Genomic DNA, 21,517 nt, shown 5'->3' on the forward strand with positions numbered 1-21,517 from the left:
GGCTGCAGAGAAGTTCTAGCGGGAGAACATCAGAGCGCGCTTGACCTCCTGGATGGCCTGCGTGACCTGGATGCCGCGAGGGCAGGCGTCGGTGCAGTTGAAGGTGGTGCGGCAGCGCCACACACCGTCCATGTCGTTCAGGATGTCCAGACGCTCGACGGCGCCTTCGTCACGGCTGTCGAAGATGAAGCGGTGAGCGTTCACGATCGCGGCCGGACCGTAGTAGGAGCCCTCGTTCCAGAACACCGGGCAGCTGGTGGTGCAGCACGCGCACAGAATGCACTTGGTGGTGTCGTCGAAACGGGCGCGGTCCTTGGCCGACTGGATGCGCTCACGGGTCGGCTCGTTGCCCGTGGTGATCAGGAACGGCTTGATCGCGCGGTACGCGTCGAAGAACGGCTCCATGTCGACCACGAGATCCTTCTCCACCGGCAGACCCTTGATGGGCTCGATGGTGATGGTGATCTCCTTGGACGAGTCCTTGGGCAGCAGATCCCGCATGAGGAGCTTGCAGGCCAGGCGGTTCACACCGTTGATCCGCATGGCGTCGCTGCCGCACACGCCGTGGGCGCAGCTGCGGCGGAACGTCAGGGTGCCGTCCAGGTAGCCCTTCGTGTAGAGGAGCAGGTTGAGCAGGCGGTCGGTCGGCAGTGCCGGGACACGGAAGCTCTCGAAGCCCTGGGCGTCGGGGTTCTCCGGGTTGAACCGGTAGATCTTCAGCGTCACCATCACCGCTTCCTCCGGAACCGGAGGCAGCGGCGGCTCGCTGGTGGCGTTGTCGCGCGAGAGTGTGGCAGTCATCAGTACTTACGCTCCATCGGCTCGTAGCGGGTGAAGACCACGGGCTTGTAATCGAGATCGATGTCCGTGATCAGGCCCTTACCCTTCTTGTACGCCATGGTGTGAACCAGGTAGTTCTCATCGTCACGCTGCTGGTAGTCCTCGCGGGCGTGACCGCCGCGCGACTCCTTGCGGTTGAGCGCGCCGACCACGGTCACCTCGGCCAGCTCGAGCAGGAAGCCCAGCTCGACGGCCTCGAGGAGATCGGAGTTGAAACGCTTGCCCTTGTCGTGCACGCGGACGTGGTTGTAGCGCTCCTTGAGCGCGTGGATGTCGTTGAGCGCCTGGGTCAGCGTGGCCTCGGTGCGGAACACCGCGGCGTTGTTGTCCATGGTCTGCTGCAGTTCGGTGCGGATGTCGGCGACGCGCTCGTTGCCGTGCTCGGACAGCAGGCCGGCCAGCCACTCGTCGACCATCGCGGTCGGCTGCTCCTCGAGTTCGGTGAACTCGTGGGTGTTGGCGTAGTCGGCGGCGGCGATCCCGGCGCGACGACCGAACACGTTGATGTCGAGCAGCGAGTTGGTGCCCAGACGGTTCGCACCGTGCACCGACACGCAGGCGCACTCGCCGGCGGCGTACAGGCCGTGGACGACCTGCTCGTTGTCGGCGAGCACCTGGCCGGTGATGGTGGTCGGGATGCCGCCCATCACGTAGTGGCAGGTCGGGTACACCGGCACCAGCTCGGTCACCGGGTCCACACCGAGGTAGGTGCGGGAGAACTCGGTGATGTCCGGCAGCTTCTCGTTGAGGACGTCCTCGCCGAGGTGGCGCACGTCGATGTAGACGTAGTCCTTGTTCGGGCCGGCGCCGCGGCCCTCCAGCACCTCGGTGACCATCGACCGGGCGACGATGTCACGCGGGGCGAGGTCCTTGATGGTGGGGGCGTAGCGCTCCATGAAGCGTTCGCCGTCGACGTTGCGGAGGATGCCGCCCTCGCCGCGGACCGCCTCCGAGATGAGGATGCCCAGACCGGCCAGACCTGTCGGGTGGAACTGGTGGAACTCCATGTCCTCCAGCGGCAGGCCCTTGCGGAAGACGATGCCCATGCCGTCACCGGTGAGGGTGTGGGCGTTGGACGTCGTCTTGTACATGCGGCCGCTGCCGCCGGTGGCGAACACGATCGACTTCGCGTGGAAGACGTGGATCTCGCCGGTGGCCAGCTCGTAGGCGACGATGCCGTTGGCGACGGGCTCGCCGTTCTCGTCGGTCGTCATGTTCAGGTCGAGCGCGTAGAACTCGTTGAAGAACTCGACGTCGTGCTTGACGCAGTTCTGGTACAGCGTCTGCAGGATCATGTGGCCGGTGCGGTCGGCGGCGTAGCAGGCACGACGGACCGGGGCCTTGCCGTGATCGCGGGTGTGGCCGCCGAAGCGGCGCTGGTCGATCCGGCCCTCCGGGGTGCGGTTGAACGGCAGACCCATCTTCTCCAGGTCGAGCACCGCGTCGATGGCCTCCTTGGCCATCAGCTCGGCGGCATCCTGGTCGACGATGTAGTCACCGCCCTTGACGGTGTCGAAGGTGTGCCACTCCCAGTTGTCCTCTTCGACGTTGGCGAGTGCGGCACACATGCCGCCCTGGGCCGCGCCGGTGTGGCTGCGAGTCGGGTACAGCTTGGTCAGAACCGCGGTGCGGGCGCGCGGAGCGGCCTCGATGGCCGCGCGCATCCCGGCGCCTCCGGCGCCCACGATGACGACGTCATAGCGGTGTTCCTGCATGAGGGGGAAGTCTCCTTAAGAGCCGAAGGTGAGAAGCGCGTAGGTGCCGAGCGTCAGGACCAGGATCATCGAGATACCGAGCAGGACGTTCAGCCAGAAACGGGTCGAGTCCTTGCGCGAGTAGTCCGCGATCACCGTGCGCACACCGTTGCCGCCGTGCAGCTGGGCGAGCCACAGCATGGTGAGGTCCCAGATCTGCCAGAAGGGCTGCTTCCAGCGCTCGGCGACGAACGACGCGTCGATCCGGTGCACGCCGTTGTCCCAGGCGAGCATGATGAAGATGTGGCCCAGCGCCAGGATCACCAGCGCCATGCCGGAGAAGCGCATGAACAGCCACGCGTACTTCTCGAAGTTGCCGCCCTTGTGGGCCCGCGGGCTGCGCGGGTTGTCCAGGCTGGCGGGGCGGTCGTAGTCGGTCCCCAGGGTCTTGGCTTCAGTAGTCATGTGTCAGCTCCCTAGAACGCGTGCTGGATCATGATCTGCAGCAGCCGCGCAGCCATGGCGATGAACGTGACGGCGAAGACGCCCAGGACGACCCAGAGCATCTGGCGCTGGTACTTCGGGCCCTTGGACCAGAAGTCGACCAGGATGATCCGGATGCCGTTGAGGGCGTGGTACAGCACGCAGAAGACGAGACCGATCTCCATGAGGCCGATGATCGGGGTCTTGTAGGTGTTGATGATCTCGGTGTAGGTGTTCTCGTTCACGCGGATGACCGCGGTGTCGAGGACGTGCACGAAGAGGAAGAAGAAGATGGTGACGCCGGTGATGCGCTGCATCACCCAGGACCACATGCCGGGGTCCCCGCGATAGAGGGAGCGTTTGCGCACCGGCTCCGGTGCGACCTCGGTGGGGGTGCTCATCGCTTGCCTTCGCCTCCAGAGTGTCGACATCTACGAGGATCTCCGGGAGGACACGACGGTGCCGACCCTGGACCCGATGCCTTCGACTCTAAACCCCCCGTGAGCGTTGTCGTAAATTGCCATAACAATGTGACCGAAGCCCCTGAGGGGATTTAGGTTTGCCTTACCTTTAATGATTCCGGGAAAGAGGAGTTGTCATGTCTTCGGAAATCGACTTCGGCGCTCTGCGTGAGGCCGCACATGACGTGATGACCAGGGCATACGCTCCGTACTCGGGCTTTTCGGTCGGTGCCGCAGCGGTGAGTGAATCGGGCCACATCGTGACCGGATGCAATGTGGAGAATGTCTCATATGGTCTCGGTGTGTGTGCGGAGGTGTCGGTGGTCTCGGCGGCGGTTTCCAGCGGGGCCGGAAGGCTTCGCGCGGTGAGCGTGTGCGACGCCGACGGCAACGTGCTCACCCCGTGCGGACGGTGCCGTCAGGTGCTGCTCGAGATCGGCGGCGACGGCCTCCTGATCGACGGTGCGGACCACCCGCGCGCGCTCGCCGAACTCCTGCCGGAGGCGTTCGGTCCGGCCGACCTCGCCCGGGTGCGGGACGGCGGCCGTCGATGAGCGCACTCGACCCGGTCAGCATCATCGTCGCCAAGCGCGACGGCGGCGTGCTGTCCACGGAGCAGATCCGGACCGTTCTCGACGGCTTCACGCGCGGCGACGTCGCCCCCGAACAGATGGCGGCGCTGGCGATGGCGATCCTGCAGCGAGGCATGAACCGCCGTGAGATCGCGGACTGGACGGCGGCGATGGTCGCCTCCGGAACCCGGATGGACCTGAGCGGTCTCACCCGGAACGGCACATCGCTGCGCACCGTCGACAAGCATTCGACCGGTGGAGTCGGCGACAAGATCACCCTGCCGCTCACCCCGCTGATCGCCTCCTACGGGCTCGCCGTGCCGCAACTGTCCGGCCGCGGGCTCGGCCACACCGGGGGCACCCTGGACAAGCTCGAGGCGATTCCGGGCTGGCGCGCCACCCTGACTCCCGGCGAACTGCGCGAGCAACTCGAATCCGTCGGGGCGGTGGTGTGCGCCGCCTCCGACGACCTCGCGCCCGCCGACCGCAAGCTGTACGCCCTGCGCGACGTCACCGGCACCGTGCCGTCGATCCCGCTGATCGCCAGCTCGATCATGAGCAAGAAGATCGCGGAGGGCACGCAGGCCCTCGTCCTGGACGTCAAGGCAGGATCCGGTGCCTTCATGACCTCCTACGACGACGCCGCGGTACTGGCCCGCACCATGGTCGACCTCGGCACCGATGCCGGCGTGCACACCGTCGCGCTGCTCACCGACATGTCGGTGCCGCTGGGCCGCAGCGCCGGCAACGCCCTCGAAGTGGCCGAATCGGTCGAGGTGCTGGCCGGCGGGGGACCCGGTGACGTCGTCGAACTGACCTTGGCGCTGGCGCGCGAGATGCTGGCCGCGGGCGGACTTCCCGACGTCGATCCCGCCGACCATCTCGCCGGAGGACAGGCCATGGACGCCTGGCGCGCCATGATCGCGGCCCAGGGCGGCGACCCCGACGCCGACCTCCCGCAGGCCGCCCACCGGCAGGTGGTGGCTGCGCCCGAGTCCGGGTGGCTGGCGCACCTGGACGCCCTCGCGGTCGGCCTGGCCGCGTGGGAACTCGGCGCCGGACGGTCGACGCCGGGTGCGGCGGTGAGCGCCGGTGCCGGAGTCACCTGGCACGCCGGCATCGGGGATCCCGTGACGAAGGGCGCCCCGCTGCTGACCCTGCACGCCGACGACCCCTCCCGATTCGACCGCGCCTTGGAGCGGCTGGCCGGCGCGGTGACCGTCAGCCGCACCGAGACCGCCCCCGCCCCGACGAGGGTGCGCGGCCGTATCGCGTGACGCGCTGGGCCGGGTTACCGTCGGGAGCATGATCACCCTCGACGACTGCCGGCTGGCTCCGAAGGTTCTGCTGCACGATCACCTCGACGGGGGACTGCGGCCCGCGACGGTCCTCGACCTGGCCCGCGAATCCGGTTACGACAAACTGCCCGCCGACGACGCGGACGCACTGGCCCGCTGGTTCGCCGAGGCCGCCGATTCGGGATCGCTGGAGACGTATCTGGAGACGTTCGCCCACACCGTCGGCGTCATGCAGTCGGCGTCGGCGTTGCAGCGGGTGGCCTTCGAGGCCGCAGAGGATCTGTCGACGGACGGCGTCGTCTACGCGGAGATCCGGTTCGCCCCGGAGCTGCACACCGAGAACGGGCTGACCCTCGACCAGGTGATCGAGGCGGTGCTGACAGGCTTCGCGGACTCCGAGGCCGCGGCGCGGCGGGAAGGCCGCCCGATCGTCGTGCGCTGCCTGCTCACCGCGATGCGGCACGCCGCGCGGTCGAGGGAGATCGCCGAACTGACCGTGAAGTACCGGGATCGCGGGGTGGTCGGCTTCGACATCGCCGGTGCCGAGGCCGGCAACCCGCCGTCCCGGCATCTCGGACGCCTTCGACTATCTACGCGGTGAGTGCGCCCACTTCACCATCCACGCCGGCGAGGCGTTCGGTCTGCCGTCCATTCACGAGGCGGTAGCGTTCTGCGGGGCCGAGCGGCTCGGCCACGGGGTGCGGGTGATGGACGATGTGGTGCTGCCCGCCGGCGCGTCCCCCGCCGACGAGAGCTTCGACGGCGCCCAGCTCGGGCTGGTGGCGCACTATGTGCGGGACAAGCGGATTCCGCTGGAACTGTGCCCGAGCAGCAACGTGCAGACCGGTGCGGTGCCGTCCCTGGCCGAGCATCCGTTCAATGTGCTGGCTCGCCTGCGGTTCCGGGTGACCGTCAACACCGACAACCGGTTGATGAGTGCGACGTCCATGAGCCGCGAATTCCTGCTGCTACACCAGACGTTCGGTTACGGCTGGGCCGACTTCGAGCGGTTCACCGTGAACGCCATGAAGTCGGCGTTCCTGCACTTCGACGAACGCATCGCGCTCATCGACGACGTGATCAAGCCCGGCTTCGCGGTCCTGATGGACTGACGCGACTCAGCCGCGTCGGACCAGACGCCCCTCGAAGTCGGCGACCAGTGCACGCCAGGCCTCGGACTCGTTGTCGAACGGGCCCGACGGGGCCAGACGCTCCGGATCGGGTTTGATCGCGTAATCGACGAACCAGCCCAGCGGAGTGGTGGTGCGCAGTGCCTCGTCTACGGTGTCGAGGTCGGCGAAGTCGGCGGCATTGGTCAAGAGCTCGGCCGCCAGATCCAGCTGCTTGCCGTCCACCCGGCGTGGGCCGTCGAGGATGTCCTCGGCGATACCGGGCAGCGCATAGGTGTTCTCCGGCAGCACGTCGTAGTCGACGTCGCCGGTCTCAGCGGCCGACTGCACCTCGTCGAAGGTGGAGACGCGAGCCAGATCGTGATCGCTGGAGCTCGCCAGGAACTTGGTGAGCGCCCGCTCGGAGCTGAAGCCGTAGATGGTGCCGCTCTTGCCCAGGAACACCGGATCGTCGCCGAGGTAGCAGCGCAGGGTCAGATATTCGCCGTCGTCGGTGAAGATCCGGATCGGGTCGATGCCGACCTGACCCCAGAACGAGTCGTCCTCGTCATCCTCGTCCTCGTCGACCAGATCGTCGTCCTCGTCCTCATCGACCAGCGGGTCGACCGGATCGAAGTCCGGCTCGTCCTCGTCCTCGGCCGAGGCGGCGGCGTCCAGCTCGTCCTCGGCGACGGTGACGGCCTTCTTGTCCACCTTCGGGGTGCTGACCACGTCGTCGAGCGCGTCGATGACGTCGTCCCACCCCTTGGCGATCAGACGGCCGATACGGACCCACAGGTCCACGCCCTCACGGCCGCGGAAGTTATCGGTGCCGACGGTGACCGCGCCCAGGATCGGGTTCGCGGTGAAGAACTTGACGACGGGCGCCAGCTCGCAGACCTCGCCGATGATGCGCGCGATCTCGAGGGAGTCCTCGAGTTCGGCGACCACCTCGGGGGTCGGGTCCTCGGCGGCCAGCTCCGGCACGCCCACCAGGTCGTAGGTGTGCTTGTCGTCGGGCACGAACTCGTCGGCCTTGAGCGCCTTCACGGTGTCCCACTGAGGGTGGTCGGCGAGGTCGTTGTCGTCGTCCGTCCGGACGAACGCGGTCAGCTCCGCGACACTGGGGAACCCGTAGAGGTCCTCGTCCAGCCCGAGGAAGGCCTCCCACTCGTCGTCGCCTTCGCGCCAACGGGGAGCCCACAGGGTGAACAGGTTGCCTTCGGTGAGTCCGAGTTCGATGGGGACGATGTCTCCGGCCATGCGCATGAGCGTACCGGCAGTGCGTCCGCCGATCAATGCGCAGTCCGCAATCCGTGCCGGAAGGTCCGATTCGCCGCGCTCACATGTTGCGGGGACCGAACTGGCGGTCGCCGGCGTCGCCGAGCCCGGGGACGATGTAGGAGTCCTCGTTCAGGTGGTCGTCGACCGCGCCGATCACCAGCCGCAGCCGGCGGCCCGACCGGCGCAGCGCCTCGATTCCCTCGGGTGCTCCGACCACGCAGACCGCGGTCACATCGGTGGCGCCGCGACGGTCCACGATGTCGAGGGTGTGCAGCAGGGATCCCGCCGTCGCCAGCATCGGGTCGATCACGTAGACGCGCCGCCCGGCGAGCGAGTCCGGCAGCGACACCAGGTACTCGACCGGCTGGGCGGTGGCCTCGTCGCGTTTGACGCCGACGAACCCGACCTGGGCCTCGGGGACCATGCGCAGCGCCGCGTCGAGCATGCCGAGTCCGGCGCGCAGCACCGGCACGAAGATCGGAGCCTCGGTCAGTTCCACCCCGTCGGCCCGGCCGACCGGGGTCTGCACGGTGACCGGCGTCGTCGGCTGGTCGGCGAACGCCTCGTAGATCAGCATCTCGCTCACCCTGGTGAGCAGGTTCCGGAACTCGGCGTCACCGGTGCGTTCGTCCCGGAGCTGCGTGAGCCGCGCCAGCGTCAGCGGATGGGTGGTGACCGTCAGCTCCAGCGAATCCATCGTCTGAGCGTAGAGCGTGCGGCACGCCCGGGCGCGCTGGTGGAACCGATCGGCCGTCCGGCGCGTCCAAACGTCATGAAGCCAGTCACCGTCGACACCCAGTCCCTGACCACCATCGCCGGATCGCACGGCAGCGCCGCGGCGACGATCACCGAACGCGCCGTCGCCGAACGCTTCGACGCCGCACTCCTGGCGCCCACGTTCGGGGTGATCGGTGCACCGTTCCTCGCGACCCTGTCGGCGACGATGAGTTCCCGCGCATCCCGACTCGACACGCTCGCGAGCGGTCACGCCGGGCAGGCCGCGGCCACCGCCGCCGGGGCCGCCGGGTATGCGGCCGCCGACGTCGCGAACGCCACCGGGGTGCGGTCATGACCTTCGACTTCCTGATCGCGCCCCTGCGGATGCTGACCACCGTCCTGGGAACCGGGGTGCTGCCGCCGGGCGGGGCGTCGCAGCAGCTCGCCGCATCGTCGGCGGCGCTCGAGGAGGCCGGCGACCTGGCGGCGAGAGTCCCGGCGGCGGCTGCCGCCGGCTGGCAGGGGTCCGGCGGCGACGCCGCCACCGCCCGTGCCGTCACCTCGTCGGCCGACGACCGCACGGCGGGACAGGACGGCCTCGGGATCGCCGGCGTCATCGATCGGGCGGCCGGACGCGTCCAGGCCGCCCATACCGAGCTGAACCGGCTGGTCGATTCGTTCATCAGTGCCGCGAACGCCGCCGCGCCGGCCCTCAGCCCGGCCGCTCTGGGTGTGCTGGTGCCGTTGGCGATGGACCATCTCGCCCGCGGCCTCGATGTGGTCGAGCGGACGCAGGACGACCTGGCCGGCGACGCCGCCGGGCTCGGCCGTCACCAGGCGCCCGGGCACCGGTTCTCGTCCGAACCGGGCCGGGTCCCGATCACCCTGCCCGACGGCTCGATCGCCTACGCGCCCAACGAGCGGGCGGCGACGGCCGTCGAGGCGGCCCTGAGCCAGCAGGGTGTTCCCTACGTGTGGGGCGGCACGACGCCGGCCGGCTTCGACTGCAGCGGCCTCACCCAGTGGGCCTATCAGCAGGCCGGCCTCGAACTGCCGCGTCTCGCCCAGGAACAGGACACCGCCGGCTTCGCCGTCTCCCAGGCCGACCTGCAACCCGGCGACCTCGCCGTCTGGTCGGGCCACGTCGCGATGTACATCGGGAACGGTCAGATGGTGGAAGCCGGCGATCCGGTCCAGGTCGGTCCGGTCCGCACCACCAACATGGACATGGCCTTCGAAGGCTTCTACCGGCCCAACTGATCAGCAGTGTTCGGTCAGCGCACCCAGGACTCGACCATCGGCTCGGTGGCGATCGTGGCGCCGTCCTCGGTGATCGTCAGTGAACTCGGGGAGACCGTGTAGACGGTGTTGCCGTTGACCGCGGTGAACGTCGAACCGCTGCGACTGGGGTAGCCGATCTCGATGGTGTCGCCGTCGCGGTCGCCCTTGTAGTAGTAGCGGCCCGTCTGGCTGCCGACCTGGCACACGACGACCTTGGACTCGCTGGTGCGGCCGATGAACATCGCAGGATCGTCGGAGGCGTTGCAGCGGGGCCCGGACATGAATCCCTGGCCGTCGGCACCCGACACCGACTGCGGTTCACTGGGCTGCAATCCCGTGTCCTGCGGCGCCACGGTCTGCGTCTGCGTCTGGGTGACGGTCTGGCCGGGCACCACCACCTGGGTCTGGGTGGTCGCCGAATTCTGGGTGTTCTTGTCGCTGTTCCTGGTGAGCAGCAGTGCGACCACCACACCGGCCGCCACCAGCACGATCAGGCCGAGCACGCCCAGCAGCCACGCCATGGTGCGGTCGGGCTTCTGCGGAGGTTGGGGAGGCTGCGGGGCCGGATAGCCGGCCGGGGCGACCGGATACTCCTGCGGATCGGTGTAGCCGTACCCGGGCTGGAATCGGGGATCGTTGCCGGGACCGTAGGGGTTGGTCATGCGTTTCTCCTGGTGACGCCGTCGGGCAGCTCGGCGAGCGCCCGCGCAAGCAGTCCGGGCAGGTCCGCGGGAGCGGCGCCCGGCTCTTCGCTGCACTGACCGTAATACTTCAGCTTCGGTTCCGTCCCGCTAGGACGCGCGACGATCCGCAGGTTCATCTCACCGGACGATCCCGTCAGTTCGACGGCGTCCGTGCGCAGACCGTCGGCGGCATCGAGGTAGTCGTGCAGCGTCACCGGGATGCCGGCGATCGCGGCGGGCGGTTCCGCCCGCAGCCCGGCCATGATCGCCGCGATCCGGGCGGTGTCGTCGACGCGGATCGCGCGCTGCGCCGTCACATGCCGCCCGTACCGGGACATCAGGTCCTCGAGAGCGTCGCCGAGCGTGCGGCCCGCCGCCGCGCACCGGCAGGCGAGTCGCGCCAGGGCGACCGCTGCGCTGATCCCGTCCTTGTCGCGGACCGCCTCCGGGTCCACACAGTGTCCGAGAGCCTCCTCGTAGGCGTAGACGAGGGGTTCACCAGCCCGGACCAGCCATTTGAATCCGGTCAAGGTGCGTCGCGCGTCCGCGCCGCGGACGGTGGCGAGACGGTCCATCAGGGTTCCGGACACGATCGACGACGCCACCACCGGCCGGGGATCGGCTGCCGGGTCGTGTTCGTCGAGGACGGCGTTCCCGAGCAGGGCACCGGTCTCGTCGCCGGTGAGCATCCGCCACGACCCGTCGCCGTCGCGGACACCGGCCGCGCACCGGTCCGCATCCGGATCGAGGGCGATCGCCAGATCGGCGTCGCTCTCGGCGGCCAGGGCCAGCAGCAGGTCGGTGGCGCCGGGCTCCTCCGGGTTGGGGAACGCGACGGTCGGGAAGTCCGGGTCCGGGGTGAACTGTTCGTCCACCACCACGACGTCGGAGATCCCGCTGCGGTGCAGGGCGTCCACGGCCAGGGCGCCGCCCACGCCGTGCATGGCGGTGAGGGCCACCCGGATGCCGCCGGCGACCGGCGCGCCGAACCGTTCGTCGAGACGCGACAGATAGTCGTCGCGGACGGCGGCGGCCCGCGGATCGGACGGCACCGTGGTGCGCGGCACGGCCGCCGCGTCCGGGGCGGCGGTGATGCATGCTTCGATCTCGCGGTCGGCCGGACCGATCAGTTGCGCCCCGCCGTCCAGGTACACCTTGTAGCCGTTGTCCTGCGGAGGGTTGTGCGACGCGGTGATCATCACGCCGGCCGCGGCCCCCAGGCGGCGGCAGGCGAACGCGACGAGGGGAGTGGGCCCCGGATCGGGCAGGGCGAGGACGGCGAAACCGGCCGCCGCCAGGACCTCGGTGGTGGCGGCGAAGAACTCCGGCGACCCGTGCCGGCCGTCGCGCCCCACGACCACCGTCTGCCCGGCGTGCCCGTGCGCGGTCAGCCAGGCGGCGAGCCCGGCGGTCGCGCGGGTGACGGTGGCGACGTTCATGCCGTCGGGGCCGTCCTGGAGCGGGCCGCGCAGACCCGCGGTGCCGAAGGCGAGAGCCATCAGTGCGAGATCCGTTCGACGATCTCGCCGAGCAGTTCGCCCACCCGGGTGGCCGACTGCGCCCCGACGGCGAGCACCTCCGCGTGATCGAGCGGCTCACCGGTGATACCGGCCGCAAGGTTGGTCACCAGGGAGAAGCCGAGGACCTCCAAGCCGGCTTCGCGGGCGGCGATCGTCTCGTGCACCGTCGACATGCCCACCAGGTCGGCGCCCAGCACCCCGAGCATCCGGATCTCCGCCGGCGTCTCGTACTGCGGCCCCGGCAGTCCCGCGTACACACCCTCGGTCAGCGATCCGTCGACGCTGCGCGCGAGTTCCCGCAGGCGCGGCGAATACGCGTCCACCATGTTCACGAACGTCGCGCCTCGCAGCGGCGACCGTCCGGTCAGATTGATCTGGTCCGAGATCAGCACGGCGTCGCCGACCGCCAGTCCGGGCCGGATCCCGCCGGCCGCATTCGTCAGCACCACCGTCGAGCAGCCGGCGGCGGCCGCGGTGCGGATCGGATGGACGACGCGTGCCAAATCGTGGCCCTCATAGGCGTGGATCCGGCCGAGCAGGACCAGCACCCGGGTGGTGCCGACCCGGACCGACAGGACGGTGCCGCCGTGACCGGCCGCCGACGGCGCGGTGAAGCCGGGAATCGCGCGCATCGGCACCGACGTGAGTGCGGTTCCCAACGCGTCGGCGGCCGACGCCCAGCCCGAGCCCAGGACGATCGCGACGTCGTGCTTGCGGCAGTCGGTCTCGGCGGCGATGGCGGCCGCCGCGGCGACGGCGGCGGCGTCCGGGTCTTCGGTGGGATCCATGGCCTTCACCCTAGGACGTCCCCGACCCGCGGGCAGCGATAGAGTCTCTGCCATGCCGTACCTGAAGCTGACCGATGACGCCGCCGAGGTCTACCTGGGCACCGAGGGCGTGGAACTGGACGAGAAGAACCCGGAGAACAGGTTCGGCGTCGACTGGATCACCGAGGTCCAGAAGGTCCTCGACGACGCGATCGCCGCCGCCAAGCCGATCATCGTGACGGCCACCGGCAAGTTCTTCAGCAACGGCCTGGACACCGACTACGTGGCCGCCGAGTTCGCCAAGCTGCCGTCGTACCTGGACGACGTGCACCAGGTGTACGCGAAGCTCCTGGCGGCGCCCGCGCCGACGATCGCCGCGATCAACGGTCACGCCTTCGGTGCCGGAGCCATGCTGGCGCTGTGCGCCGACTACCGCATCATGCGCACCGAGCGCGGTTTCTGGTCGCTGCCCGAGGCCGCGCTGAGCATGCCGTTCACCCGCGGCATGGCCGCGCTGGTCCGCACCCGTGTCCCGGATGCCACGGCCACCGAGGCCATGCTGACCAGCCGCCGCTACGGCGCGGACGACGCGAAGGCCGCCGGCATCGTCGAGGAGGCCGTGCCGGCCGAATCGCTGCTGAGCCGCGCCCACGAGATCGCGCAGGCGCGCACCATCGTGAACCCCAACGTCGGCGTCATCAAGCGTGGACTCCGTCAGCCGCTGCTGGACGACCTGAACGTCAAGACGCCGCCGACGCTCCTCTGATGTCCCGGCTGATCGACGACTGGCTCGCCGCCAATCTGGACCGTGTGGTCGCGTGGCGCCGTGAACTCCACGCCGCCCCCGAGCTGTCGAGGGCCGAGTTCAAGACCACGGCGAAGGTGGTCGACGTGCTGACCGGCGCGGGCCTGAACCCGACCGTGCTGCCCACCGGCACCGGCGTCGTCTGCGATCTCGGGCCCGAGGACCGGCCGCGCATCGGTCTGCGCGCCGACATGGATGCGCTGCCGATCCCCGAGCAGACCGGGCTGCCGTTCGCGTCCACGGTCGAGGGCGTCTCGCACGCGTGCGGGCACGACGCGCACACCGCTGTTCTGCTGGGTGTGGCCTGTCTGCTGTCGACGGTCGACGATCTTCCCTTCGGCGTCCGCCTGATCTTCCAGGCGTCCGAGGAGGTGCAGCCGGGCGGTGCGCTAAATGCGATCGAGGCCGGCGCGGTCGACGGCCTGGAGCGGATCTACGCCCTGCACTGCGATCCGCATCTCGAGGTCGGCACGGTCGGCTTGCGGACCGGTGCGCTCACCTCGGCCGCCGACTTCCTGGAAGTGGTGGTGCACGGGCCGGGCGGCCACACGTCGCGACCGCACCTGACGGTGGACCTGGTGTACGCGATGGGGGCGGTCATCACCGGCCTGCCGGCGATTCTGACGCGCCGCCTGCCGCCGGGCTCGGGCACCGTGATGGGCTGGGGCGCGGTCCACGCGGGCGATGCGTCGAACGCGGTCCCGCAGGAAGGCCGGCTGCGCGGCACCATCCGGACCGGTGATCGCGACGTGTGGGCCGGGCTCGAACCGCTGCTGCGAGGCATCATCGGGGAACTGCTCGCCCCGTACGGCGCCTCCCACGACCTCACCTACGTGCGTGGCGTGCCGCCGGTCGTGAACGACGACGACGCGATCACCGGGCTGCGCCGGGCCGTGGTCGCCATCGATCCGGACGCCGAGGTCGACACCCCGCAGTCGCAGGGCGGCGAAGACTTCGCCTGGTATCTCGAACACGTGCCCGGGGCGATGGCCCGGCTCGGCGTCTGGTCGGGGAAGGGTCCGCGGCACGACCTGCACGCGCCCACCTTCGATCTCGACGAACGTGCGCTCGGGGTCGGGGTCGCCACTCTCGCCGGTGCCGTCCTCTACGGCGACCGGGACTGATCAGCGCTGGTCAGCTCTGGTCTTCGAGGGGTTCCTCGGGGCCCGGACCCACGTTGCGCGCCTCGTGCAGCCGCAGCCGCTCGATGTAGTCGGCGGGCGCCCCGGCGACCTCGGCCGCGTCGGCCATCACGCCCAGATAGCGGGCCGACGGCAGACCGCCCTCGTAGCCGTCGATCACGTACAGCCACGCCAGCACCGGACCCTCGACGGTCTCCACCCGTGCCCGGATCTTGCGGTGGACGCCCAGTTCGGTGCCCTCCCAGCGGTCCAGGTTCGCGGTGTCCTCGTCGGGCACGTCGTAGAGCACCACGAACACCTTGGCGTCCGGGTCGTCGTCTTCGACGACCGTGGCCAGCGACCCCTCCCAGCCGATGTCGTCACCGGCGAAGGTCAGTCGCCATCCGCACAGCCAGCCGGTCGAATACATGGGTGAGTGAGGTGCCCGCTCCAGCATCTGGGCAGGGTCCATGTTCGACGCGTAGGCGGCATAGATGGGCACGGCGCTCAGCCTAAGCCCTCGGGGGCGGGGAGGGGAACCGCACGCCGCGCGCGGCGAGGGGATAGTTTGGGACGTGAGACAGCCCCTCATGAGAACAGGAGATCGCAGCGTGGCGCGGATCGTGATCATCGGCGGCGGACCGGGCGGCTACGAGGCGGCCCTGGCCGCCGCGGCCTACGGAGCCGACGTCACCGTCATCGACTCGGACGGCATCGGTGGTGCCTGTGTCCTCTGGGACTGTGTGCCCAGCAAGACGTTCATCGCGTCGACCGGTATCCGCACCGAGGTCCGAAAGGCCGTCGACCTGGGGATCAACATCTCCGTGGACGACACCTTCGTGACGCTCCCGCAGATCCACCAGCGGGTGAAGGATCTGGCGCACGCGCAGTCGGCGGACATCCGTGCCCGCCTGGTCAGCGAGGGTGTGGCGATCGTCAACGCCCGCGGTTCGATCGCCAAGGCCAGCCCCGGGCAGCACGAGGTGCTCGCCACCCACCCGGACGGGTCGACGGCCACCTTCGTCGGCGACGTCGTGCTGCTGGCGACCGGTGCCTCGCCCCGCGAACTGCCCGACGCGAAGCCGGACGGCGACCGGATCCTGTCGTGGCGTCAGCTGTATGACCTCGACGAGCTGCCCGAGCATCTCGTCGTGATCGGTTCGGGCGTCACCGGCGCGGAGTTCGTGCACGCCTACACCGAACTCGGGGTGAAGGTCACGCTGGTGTCCAGCCGTGACCGCGTGCTGCCGCACGAGGACGAAGACGCCGCCCTGGTGCTCGAGGAGGCCTTCTCCGAGCGCGGCGTCACCCTCATCAAGCATGCCCGCGCCGACAAGGTCACCAACACCGGCGACGGCGTTCTGGTGGAGCTGGCGGACGGTGCCACCGTGACCGGCTCGCACGCGCTGATGGCCGTCGGCGCCATCCCGAACACCAAGGATCTGGGTCTGGAGGAGGCCGGTGTGACGGTGACCGATTCCGGTCACATCGCCGTCGACCGCGTCTCGCGCACCTCGGTGCCCGGCATCTACGCCGCCGGCGACTGCACCGGCCTGCTGCCGCTGGCCTCGGTGGCCGCCATGCAGGGCCGTATCGCGATGTATCACGCCCTCGGCGAGGGTGTGAGCCCGCTGCGGCTCAAGACGGTGGCGTCGGCCATCTTCACGCGCCCGGAGATCGCGACCGTCGGCGTCTCGCAGAACTCGATCGACTCCGGTGAGACCCCGGCCCGCACCGTCATGCTGCCGTTGACCACCAACCCGCGCGGCAAGATGAGCGGCCTGCGCCGCGGCTTCGTCAAGATCTTCTGCCGCCCGCAGACCGGTGTGGTGATCGGCGGCGTCATCGTGTCGCCGAACGCCTCCGAGCTGATCCTGCCGCTGGCGATCGCCGTCGAGAACGAACTGCAGGTGTCCAAGCTCGCCCACACCTTCAGCGTCTACCCGTCGCTGTCCGGCTCCATCACCGAGGCCGCCCGCCAGCTCGTGCGCCACGACGACCTCGACTGACGGTGGCCGAACCGGGAGCGCCGGGCACCGGATCGTCGGCCGGCGGAGCCCTGGGCACCTGGCGTGAGCTGTTCGATCACACCCACCGCGCCCCGATGATCGTGATGGCCGGCGGTGTCGGCCTGTTCGCGACGAACACCTACGTCACCACCAGTCTGCTGCCCAGCGCGGTGCGGGAGATCGGTGGGGAGAGCCTGTACGCGTGGACGATGACCGTGTTCGTGGTCGCCGCGGTGATCAGCTCCATGCTGGTGAGCCGTGCACTGGCCCGGCTCGGCGGCCGCCTCGCCTACCTCACCGGATTCGGTGTCTTCGCGCTCGGCACCTTCGCGGCCGCGACCGCGCCGAACATGCCGGTGATGCTGGTGGCCCGCGGCGTCCAGGGCGCGGCGGCCGGACTGCTCGCCGGTCTCGGGTTCGCGGTGCTGCGCCTGGTGCTGCCCGAGCAGCTGTGGCAGCGTGCGGTCGCGCTCATGTCGGCGATGTGGGGTGTCGGCAACCTGCTCGGTCCGGTGATCGGCGGCTTCTTCGCCCAGATCGGTCAGTGGCGCGGCGCGTTCGTCCTGCTCGGCGTCGTGGCTCTCGGACTGGCGATCCTGACGCTCCGGGCACTACCGGCTCAGGCACGGGCCGACGACCCCGGTGACGGGATCGGGTGGCTCGCGCTGGCACTCCTGGCGGCGACCGCACTCCTCGTCTCGATCGCCTCGATCGTGTCCTCACCGTTCGCGATCGGCGGTCTGGTCGTGCTCGCCGTGATCTGCGGCGTCGGGTTCATCGCGCAGGAACGCGAGGCCGATGCGCGGGTGCTGCCGGCGTCGACCTATCGCGGGGTGTCGCCGCTGCGCTGGATCTACGCATCGATCGCGGTGCTGGCCCTCGCCGGGACCATCGAGATGTTCATTCCGCTCTTCGGTCAGCGCCTGGGAGGCCTCTCGCCGCTCGTCGCCGGTTTCCTCGGGGCGGCGATCTCCTGGGGCTGGACGGTCGGCTCCCTGCTGAGCTCCAATCTCACCGGTGAACGCCAGACCCGGATCGCGCGGGTCGCCGGACCGCTGATCGTCTCGGTGGGTCTCCTGGGCTACGGGCTGCTGCAGTGGCCCGATCCCGGCGTCGCGCTCCGCGTCGGGTGGTTCGCGACGCTGTTCGTGGCGGGCCTGGGTATCGGCATGGCGATGTGCCATTGGCTCACCGCCGGCATGAAGGTGCCCGCCGCTCCCGAGGAGGTCGCCAAGCAGTCGGCCGGCATGAACACCTCGCAGTTGATCGCGACGGCCTTCGGGTCGGCGCTCGCCGGCCTGCTGGTGGCGCTGGGCGGGCCGGGAATCCTCGGGTCGGCCCGGGTACTCAGCTACGGGTACGCGGTCATCGGGCTGCTGGCCGTGGTGATCGCGTTGCGCGAATTCACGGTCGCCCGCCGGTTCCACCTCGCGCCCTGAGCAGGCGCGTCGCCCGCGTCAGGCCAGGTCGAAGGAGTGGGTGACGGCCCGGTTCCATTCCGAGTACAGGCGCACCCGCTCCTCGTCGGCCATCGACGGCGTCCACCGGGCGCCCTCGGCCCAGTTGGTGCGGATGTCGTCGGTGCTCTCCCAGAAGCCGACGGCCAGCCCGGCCGCATACGCCGCGCCCAGGGCGGTGGTCTCGTTGACCTCCGGCCGGACCACCGGCACGTCGAGGATGTCGGACTGGAACTGCATCAGCAGCTCGTTGACCGTCATGCCGCCGTCCACCTTGAGGGTGGTCAGGGCGACGCCGGAGTCCGCCTCCATCGCCTCGATCACCTCCCGCGTCTGATAGGCGCTGGCCTCGAGGACGGCCCGGGCGATGTGACGCTTGTCGGCGAACCGGGTCAGACCGACGATCACACCGCGCGCGTCCGGCCGCCAGCGCGGCGCGAACAGGCCGGAGAAGGCCGGCACGAAGTAGACGCCGCCGTTGTCTTTCGCCTCGGCGGCGAGCGGTTCGATGTCCGCGGCGTGCCGGATCAGCCCCAGGTTGTCGCGGACCCACTGCACCAGTGAGCCGGTGACCGCGATCGACCCTTCCAGCGCGTACCGGGCGGGCTCGTCACCCAGCCGGTAGCAGACGGTGGTGAGCAGCCCGTGATCGCTGAACACCGGCTCGGTGCCGGTGTTGAGCAGCAGGAAGTTGCCGGTGCCGTAGGTGTTCTTCGCCTCGCCGGGCTCCAGGCAGGCCTGGCCGAACATCGCGGCTTGCTGGTCGCCGAGAATGCCGGCCAGTGGCACCCCGGTCGACGGTCCGGGGATGTGGATCGGGGCGATGATCTCGGAGCTGGAATGGATCCGGGGCAGCATCGACACCGGGATCTGAAAGTCGGCGCAGATCTCCGGATCCCAGTCCAGCGTCCGCAGGTTCATCAGCATGGTGCGCGAGGCGTTGGTGACGTCGGTGACATGGTCGCCGCCGTACACGCCGCCGGTCATGTTCCAGGCCAGCCAGGTGTCCATGGTGCCGAACAGAAGGTCGCCGTTCTCGGCCCGCTCCCGGGCGCCGTCGACGTTGTCGAGCAGCCAGCGGATCTTGGGGCCGGAGAAGTACGTCGACAGCGGCAGACCGGTGCGTTGCCGGTACCGGTCCACGCCCTCGTCGCCGGCCAGTTCGTCACACAGGGCGTCGGTGCGGGTGTCCTGCCACACGATCGCGTTGTGAATCGGCTGACCCGTGTGCTTGTCCCAGACGACGGTCGTCTCACGCTGATTGGTGATGCCGCACGCGGCGATCTCCTCGCCGGCCACCTCGCCGGCCGCCAGCACCGCACCGGCGACCCGCCGCGTGTTGCGCCAGATCTCGATCGGATCGTGTTCCACCCATCCTGCCTGCGGAAACACCTGCTTGTGTTCGATCTGCTCGCGGGCGATCACCTGCCCGGCACGGTCGAAAACCATCGCTCTCGTCGACGTGGTCCCCTGGTCGATGGCGACGACGTACTTGTGCTTGGCGGGGTCTCTGTCGGAGGCGGTCACGCCGCAAGTGTGCCATGCGAGGTTGGCAACGAAGAAGGGTAGGCTTGCCCGCGTGACGACGGAGAAGACTCAGGGTGGAACAGCGGATCTCGGACCGGCGCAGCGCGCCGATGCATGGCGACGACTCGGGGAGGAGCAGTTCGATCTCGTGGTGATCGGTGGCGGCGTCGTCGGCGCCGGTGCCGCCCTCGACGCGGCCACCCGCGGACTGCGTGTCGCGCTGGTGGAGGCCCGCGACTTCGCGTCCGGCACCTCCAGCCGGTCGTCGAAGATGTTCCACGGCGGCCTGCGCTACCTCGAGCAGCTCGAGTTCGGGTTGGTGCGTGAGGCCCTGCGCGAGCGTGAACTGTCGCTGAGCCTGCTGGCCCCGCATCTGGTGAAGCCGCTGCCGTTCCTGTTCCCGCTGACCCACCGCGTGTGGGAGCGCCCGTACATCGCCGCCGGCATCTTCCTGTACGACCGGATGGGCGGTGCCAAGTCGGTGCCGGGCCAGCGGCACGTCACCCGGGCCGGCGCACTGCGTGTGGCGCCGGGCCTCAAGCGTGACGCCCTGGTCGGCGGCATCCGCTACTACGACACCGTCGTCGACGACGCCCGCCACACCATGACGCTGGCCCGTACGGCCGCCCACTACGGCGCCGTCGTGCGCACCTCCACGCAGGCCGTCGGCTTCCTCAAGGAGGCCGATCGGGTGATGGGCGTCAAGCTGCGCGACACCGAGACCGGCGAGACCACCGAGGTCAAGGCGCACGCGGTGATCAACGCCGGCGGCGTGTGGACCGACGAGGTGCAGCTGCTCTCCGGCAATCGCGGCCACTTCACCGTCCGTGCCTCCAAGGGTGTGCACATCGTGGTGCCGCGCGACCGGATCGTCAGCGAGACGGCGATCATCCTGCGCACCCCGACGTCGGTGCTGTTCATCATCCCGTGGGAGACCCACTGGATCATCGGCACCACCGACACCGACTGGAATCTGGATCTCGCGCACCCGGCGGCCACCCGTAAGGACATCGACTACCTGCTCGAACGCGTGAACCAGGAACTGGTCACCCAGCTGACCCACGACGACATCGAGGGCGTCTACGCGGGTCTGCGCCCGCTGCTCGCCGGGGAGAGCGATCAGACGTCGGCGCTCTCGCGGGAGCACGCCGTCGCGGCGGTCGCCCCGGGGCTGGTGTCCATCGCGGGCGGCAAGTACACGACCTACCGGGTGATGGGTGCGGATGCGGTCGACGCGGCCGCCGAGTTCATTCCGGACCGGGTCGGCAAGTCGGTCACCGAGCGTGTGCCGCTGCTGGGTGCGGACGGCTATTTCGCGCTGATCAACCAGTGCGAGCATCTCGGCGAGCAGTACGGGCTGCACCCGTACCGGGTCCGCCGGCTGCTGAACCGCTACGGCTCGCTCCTCGACGAGGTCCTCGAACCGGCCAAGGCCGACCCGTCGCTGCTGAACCCGATCGAGGCGGCCCCGCAGTACCTGCGGGTGGAAGCCGTGTACGCGGCACAGAACGAGGGCGCACTGCACCTCGAGGACGTGCTGGCGCGACGCACCCGTATCTCGATCGAGTACGCCCACCGCGGCGCCGACTGCGCCGGCGAGGTGGCCGAACTGATGGCGCCGATCCTCGGCTGGGACAAGAAGCAGACCGCCTGGGAGATCGACAACTACCAGGCGCGCGTCAAGGCCGAGATCGCCTCGCAGGCCCAGCCCGACGACGAGTCCGCGGACGCACTGCGGGTCGCTGCCCCGGAGGCGCGCCGCGACATCCTCGAACCGGTTCCGGTCCCGAAGGACGCCGCGATCACCGCCGAGTGACGCCTGCCGGCCGAGCCGGGACGAAGGTCTCTGGTGGGCCGCCGCGGCGCCGGGCACCATGGAGCTGATGGGG

20 protein-coding genes and 1 pseudogene are annotated in these 21,517 nt (G+C 69.6%); 10 read left to right on the forward strand and 11 right to left on the reverse strand.

From position 1 onward, the window contains the following. Window positions 1-15 precede the first annotated feature (15 nt). The 4 genes from QM774_RS01490 to sdhC are packed head-to-tail and all read right to left on the reverse strand — an operon-like array spanning window position 16 to window position 3,418. On the reverse strand, window positions 16-801 hold the full coding sequence (locus QM774_RS01490; RefSeq protein WP_414974208.1) for a succinate dehydrogenase iron-sulfur subunit: 786 nt from the start codon (window positions 799-801) through the stop codon (window positions 16-18). Further along, a complete protein-coding gene (sdhA, locus tag QM774_RS01495; RefSeq protein ID WP_414974209.1) occupies window positions 801-2,555 on the reverse strand; it encodes a succinate dehydrogenase flavoprotein subunit in 1,755 nt (584 codons plus the stop codon). Before sdhA ends, QM774_RS01490 begins: the two co-directional genes overlap by 1 nt. A 15-nt stretch (window positions 2,556-2,570) precedes the next feature. After that, complete coding sequence (locus tag QM774_RS01500; RefSeq protein ID WP_414974210.1) at window positions 2,571-2,999, reverse strand: succinate dehydrogenase hydrophobic membrane anchor subunit; 429 nt, start codon at window positions 2,997-2,999, stop codon at window positions 2,571-2,573. Window positions 3,000-3,010: 11 nt separating this feature from the next. After that, entirely contained in the window at window positions 3,011-3,418 is a 408-nt protein-coding gene (sdhC, locus tag QM774_RS01505; protein WP_414974211.1) for a succinate dehydrogenase, cytochrome b556 subunit, read from the reverse strand. Window positions 3,419-3,615: 197 nt separating this feature from the next. Here sdhC and QM774_RS01510 point away from each other — a divergent pair, with 197 nt between their 5' ends. The 3 genes and pseudogenes from QM774_RS01510 to QM774_RS01520 all read left to right on the forward strand — a co-directional run bounded on the left by QM774_RS01510 (window position 3,616) and on the right by QM774_RS01520 (window position 6,460). Then, window positions 3,616-4,032, forward strand: coding sequence for a cytidine deaminase (locus tag QM774_RS01510; protein ID WP_414974212.1), 417 nt, complete (start codon window positions 3,616-3,618; stop codon window positions 4,030-4,032). Beyond that, window positions 4,029-5,327: a thymidine phosphorylase gene (locus tag QM774_RS01515; protein WP_414974213.1), complete on the forward strand. Its 1,299-nt coding sequence runs from the start codon at window positions 4,029-4,031 to the stop codon at window positions 5,325-5,327. The genes QM774_RS01510 and QM774_RS01515 overlap by 4 nt, the downstream gene beginning before the upstream one ends. A 28-nt stretch (window positions 5,328-5,355) precedes the next feature. Then, window positions 5,356-6,460 (forward strand): annotated as a pseudogene (locus QM774_RS01520) (adenosine deaminase). Window positions 6,461-6,466: 6 nt separating this feature from the next. Here the strand turns inward: QM774_RS01520 and QM774_RS01525 are convergent. Beyond that, window positions 6,467-7,720 carry a primosomal protein gene (locus QM774_RS01525; protein WP_414974214.1) on the reverse strand — a complete coding sequence of 418 codons (1,254 nt, stop codon included), beginning with the start codon at window positions 7,718-7,720 and terminating at the stop codon, window positions 6,467-6,469. Between the two features lie 79 nt (window positions 7,721-7,799). Beyond that, the gene (upp, locus tag QM774_RS01530) at window positions 7,800-8,438 is read right to left on the reverse strand and encodes a uracil phosphoribosyltransferase (protein WP_414974215.1); all 639 of its coding nucleotides are present in this window, start codon (window positions 8,436-8,438) and stop codon (window positions 7,800-7,802) included. Between the two features lie 75 nt (window positions 8,439-8,513). On the opposite strand from upp, the gene QM774_RS01535 reads away from it, so the two are divergent. Both QM774_RS01535 and QM774_RS01540 read left to right on the forward strand, forming a co-directional pair. Further along, the gene (locus QM774_RS01535) at window positions 8,514-8,813 is read left to right on the forward strand and encodes a type VII secretion target (protein ID WP_414974216.1); all 300 of its coding nucleotides are present in this window, start codon (window positions 8,514-8,516) and stop codon (window positions 8,811-8,813) included. Further along, a complete protein-coding gene (locus QM774_RS01540) occupies window positions 8,810-9,718 on the forward strand; it encodes a C40 family peptidase (protein ID WP_414974217.1) in 909 nt (302 codons plus the stop codon). The genes QM774_RS01535 and QM774_RS01540 overlap by 4 nt, the downstream gene beginning before the upstream one ends. Window positions 9,719-9,732: 14 nt before the next feature. Here the strand turns inward: QM774_RS01540 and QM774_RS01545 are convergent, their stop codons facing one another. Genes QM774_RS01545 through QM774_RS01555 form a run of 3 tightly spaced genes read right to left on the reverse strand, consistent with a single transcriptional unit; the run spans window position 9,733 to window position 12,730 of the window. Further along, a complete protein-coding gene (locus QM774_RS01545) occupies window positions 9,733-10,401 on the reverse strand; it encodes a hypothetical protein (protein ID WP_414974218.1) in 669 nt (222 codons plus the stop codon). Next, a complete protein-coding gene (locus QM774_RS01550; RefSeq protein WP_414974219.1) occupies window positions 10,398-11,921 on the reverse strand; it encodes a phospho-sugar mutase in 1,524 nt (507 codons plus the stop codon). Before QM774_RS01550 ends, QM774_RS01545 begins: the two co-directional genes overlap by 4 nt. Then, window positions 11,921-12,730, reverse strand: a complete 810-nt coding sequence (locus QM774_RS01555) for a purine-nucleoside phosphorylase (RefSeq protein ID WP_414974220.1) — start codon at window positions 12,728-12,730, stop codon at window positions 11,921-11,923. The genes QM774_RS01550 and QM774_RS01555 overlap by 1 nt, the downstream gene beginning before the upstream one ends. A 52-nt stretch (window positions 12,731-12,782) precedes the next feature. On the opposite strand from QM774_RS01555, the gene QM774_RS01560 reads away from it, so the two are divergent. Both QM774_RS01560 and QM774_RS01565 read left to right on the forward strand, forming a co-directional pair. Then, a complete protein-coding gene (locus QM774_RS01560; RefSeq protein ID WP_414974221.1) occupies window positions 12,783-13,475 on the forward strand; it encodes an enoyl-CoA hydratase/isomerase family protein in 693 nt (230 codons plus the stop codon). Next, window positions 13,475-14,638, forward strand: a complete 1,164-nt coding sequence (locus QM774_RS01565; protein WP_414974222.1) for an amidohydrolase — start codon at window positions 13,475-13,477, stop codon at window positions 14,636-14,638. Before QM774_RS01560 ends, QM774_RS01565 begins: the two co-directional genes overlap by 1 nt. 10 nt (window positions 14,639-14,648) lie before the next feature. Here the strand turns inward: QM774_RS01565 and QM774_RS01570 are convergent, their stop codons facing one another. After that, a complete protein-coding gene (locus tag QM774_RS01570; RefSeq protein WP_414974223.1) occupies window positions 14,649-15,137 on the reverse strand; it encodes a gamma-glutamylcyclotransferase in 489 nt (162 codons plus the stop codon). A gap of 109 nt (window positions 15,138-15,246) precedes the next feature. On the opposite strand from QM774_RS01570, the gene QM774_RS01575 reads away from it, so the two are divergent. Both QM774_RS01575 and QM774_RS01580 read left to right on the forward strand, forming a co-directional pair. Continuing rightward, complete coding sequence (locus tag QM774_RS01575; RefSeq protein ID WP_414976553.1) at window positions 15,247-16,644, forward strand: NAD(P)H-quinone dehydrogenase; 1,398 nt, start codon at window positions 15,247-15,249, stop codon at window positions 16,642-16,644. Between the two features lie 2 nt (window positions 16,645-16,646). Next, window positions 16,647-18,083: an MFS transporter gene (locus QM774_RS01580; RefSeq protein ID WP_414974224.1), complete on the forward strand. Its 1,437-nt coding sequence runs from the start codon at window positions 16,647-16,649 to the stop codon at window positions 18,081-18,083. A gap of 18 nt (window positions 18,084-18,101) precedes the next feature. Here QM774_RS01580 and glpK read toward each other — a convergent pair whose 3' ends face one another. Then, window positions 18,102-19,628: a glycerol kinase GlpK gene (glpK, locus tag QM774_RS01585; protein ID WP_414974225.1), complete on the reverse strand. Its 1,527-nt coding sequence runs from the start codon at window positions 19,626-19,628 to the stop codon at window positions 18,102-18,104. Window positions 19,629-19,680: 52 nt separating this feature from the next. On the opposite strand from glpK, the gene glpD reads away from it, so the two are divergent. After that, window positions 19,681-21,444: a glycerol-3-phosphate dehydrogenase gene (gene glpD, locus QM774_RS01590; protein WP_414974226.1), complete on the forward strand. Its 1,764-nt coding sequence runs from the start codon at window positions 19,681-19,683 to the stop codon at window positions 21,442-21,444. The last annotated feature ends 73 nt before the right edge of the window (window positions 21,445-21,517 follow it).

The sequence above is a fragment of the Gordonia sp. (in: high G+C Gram-positive bacteria) genome, assembly GCF_047600565.1.
Taxonomy (GTDB): Bacteria; Actinomycetota; Actinomycetes; order Mycobacteriales; family Mycobacteriaceae; genus Gordonia.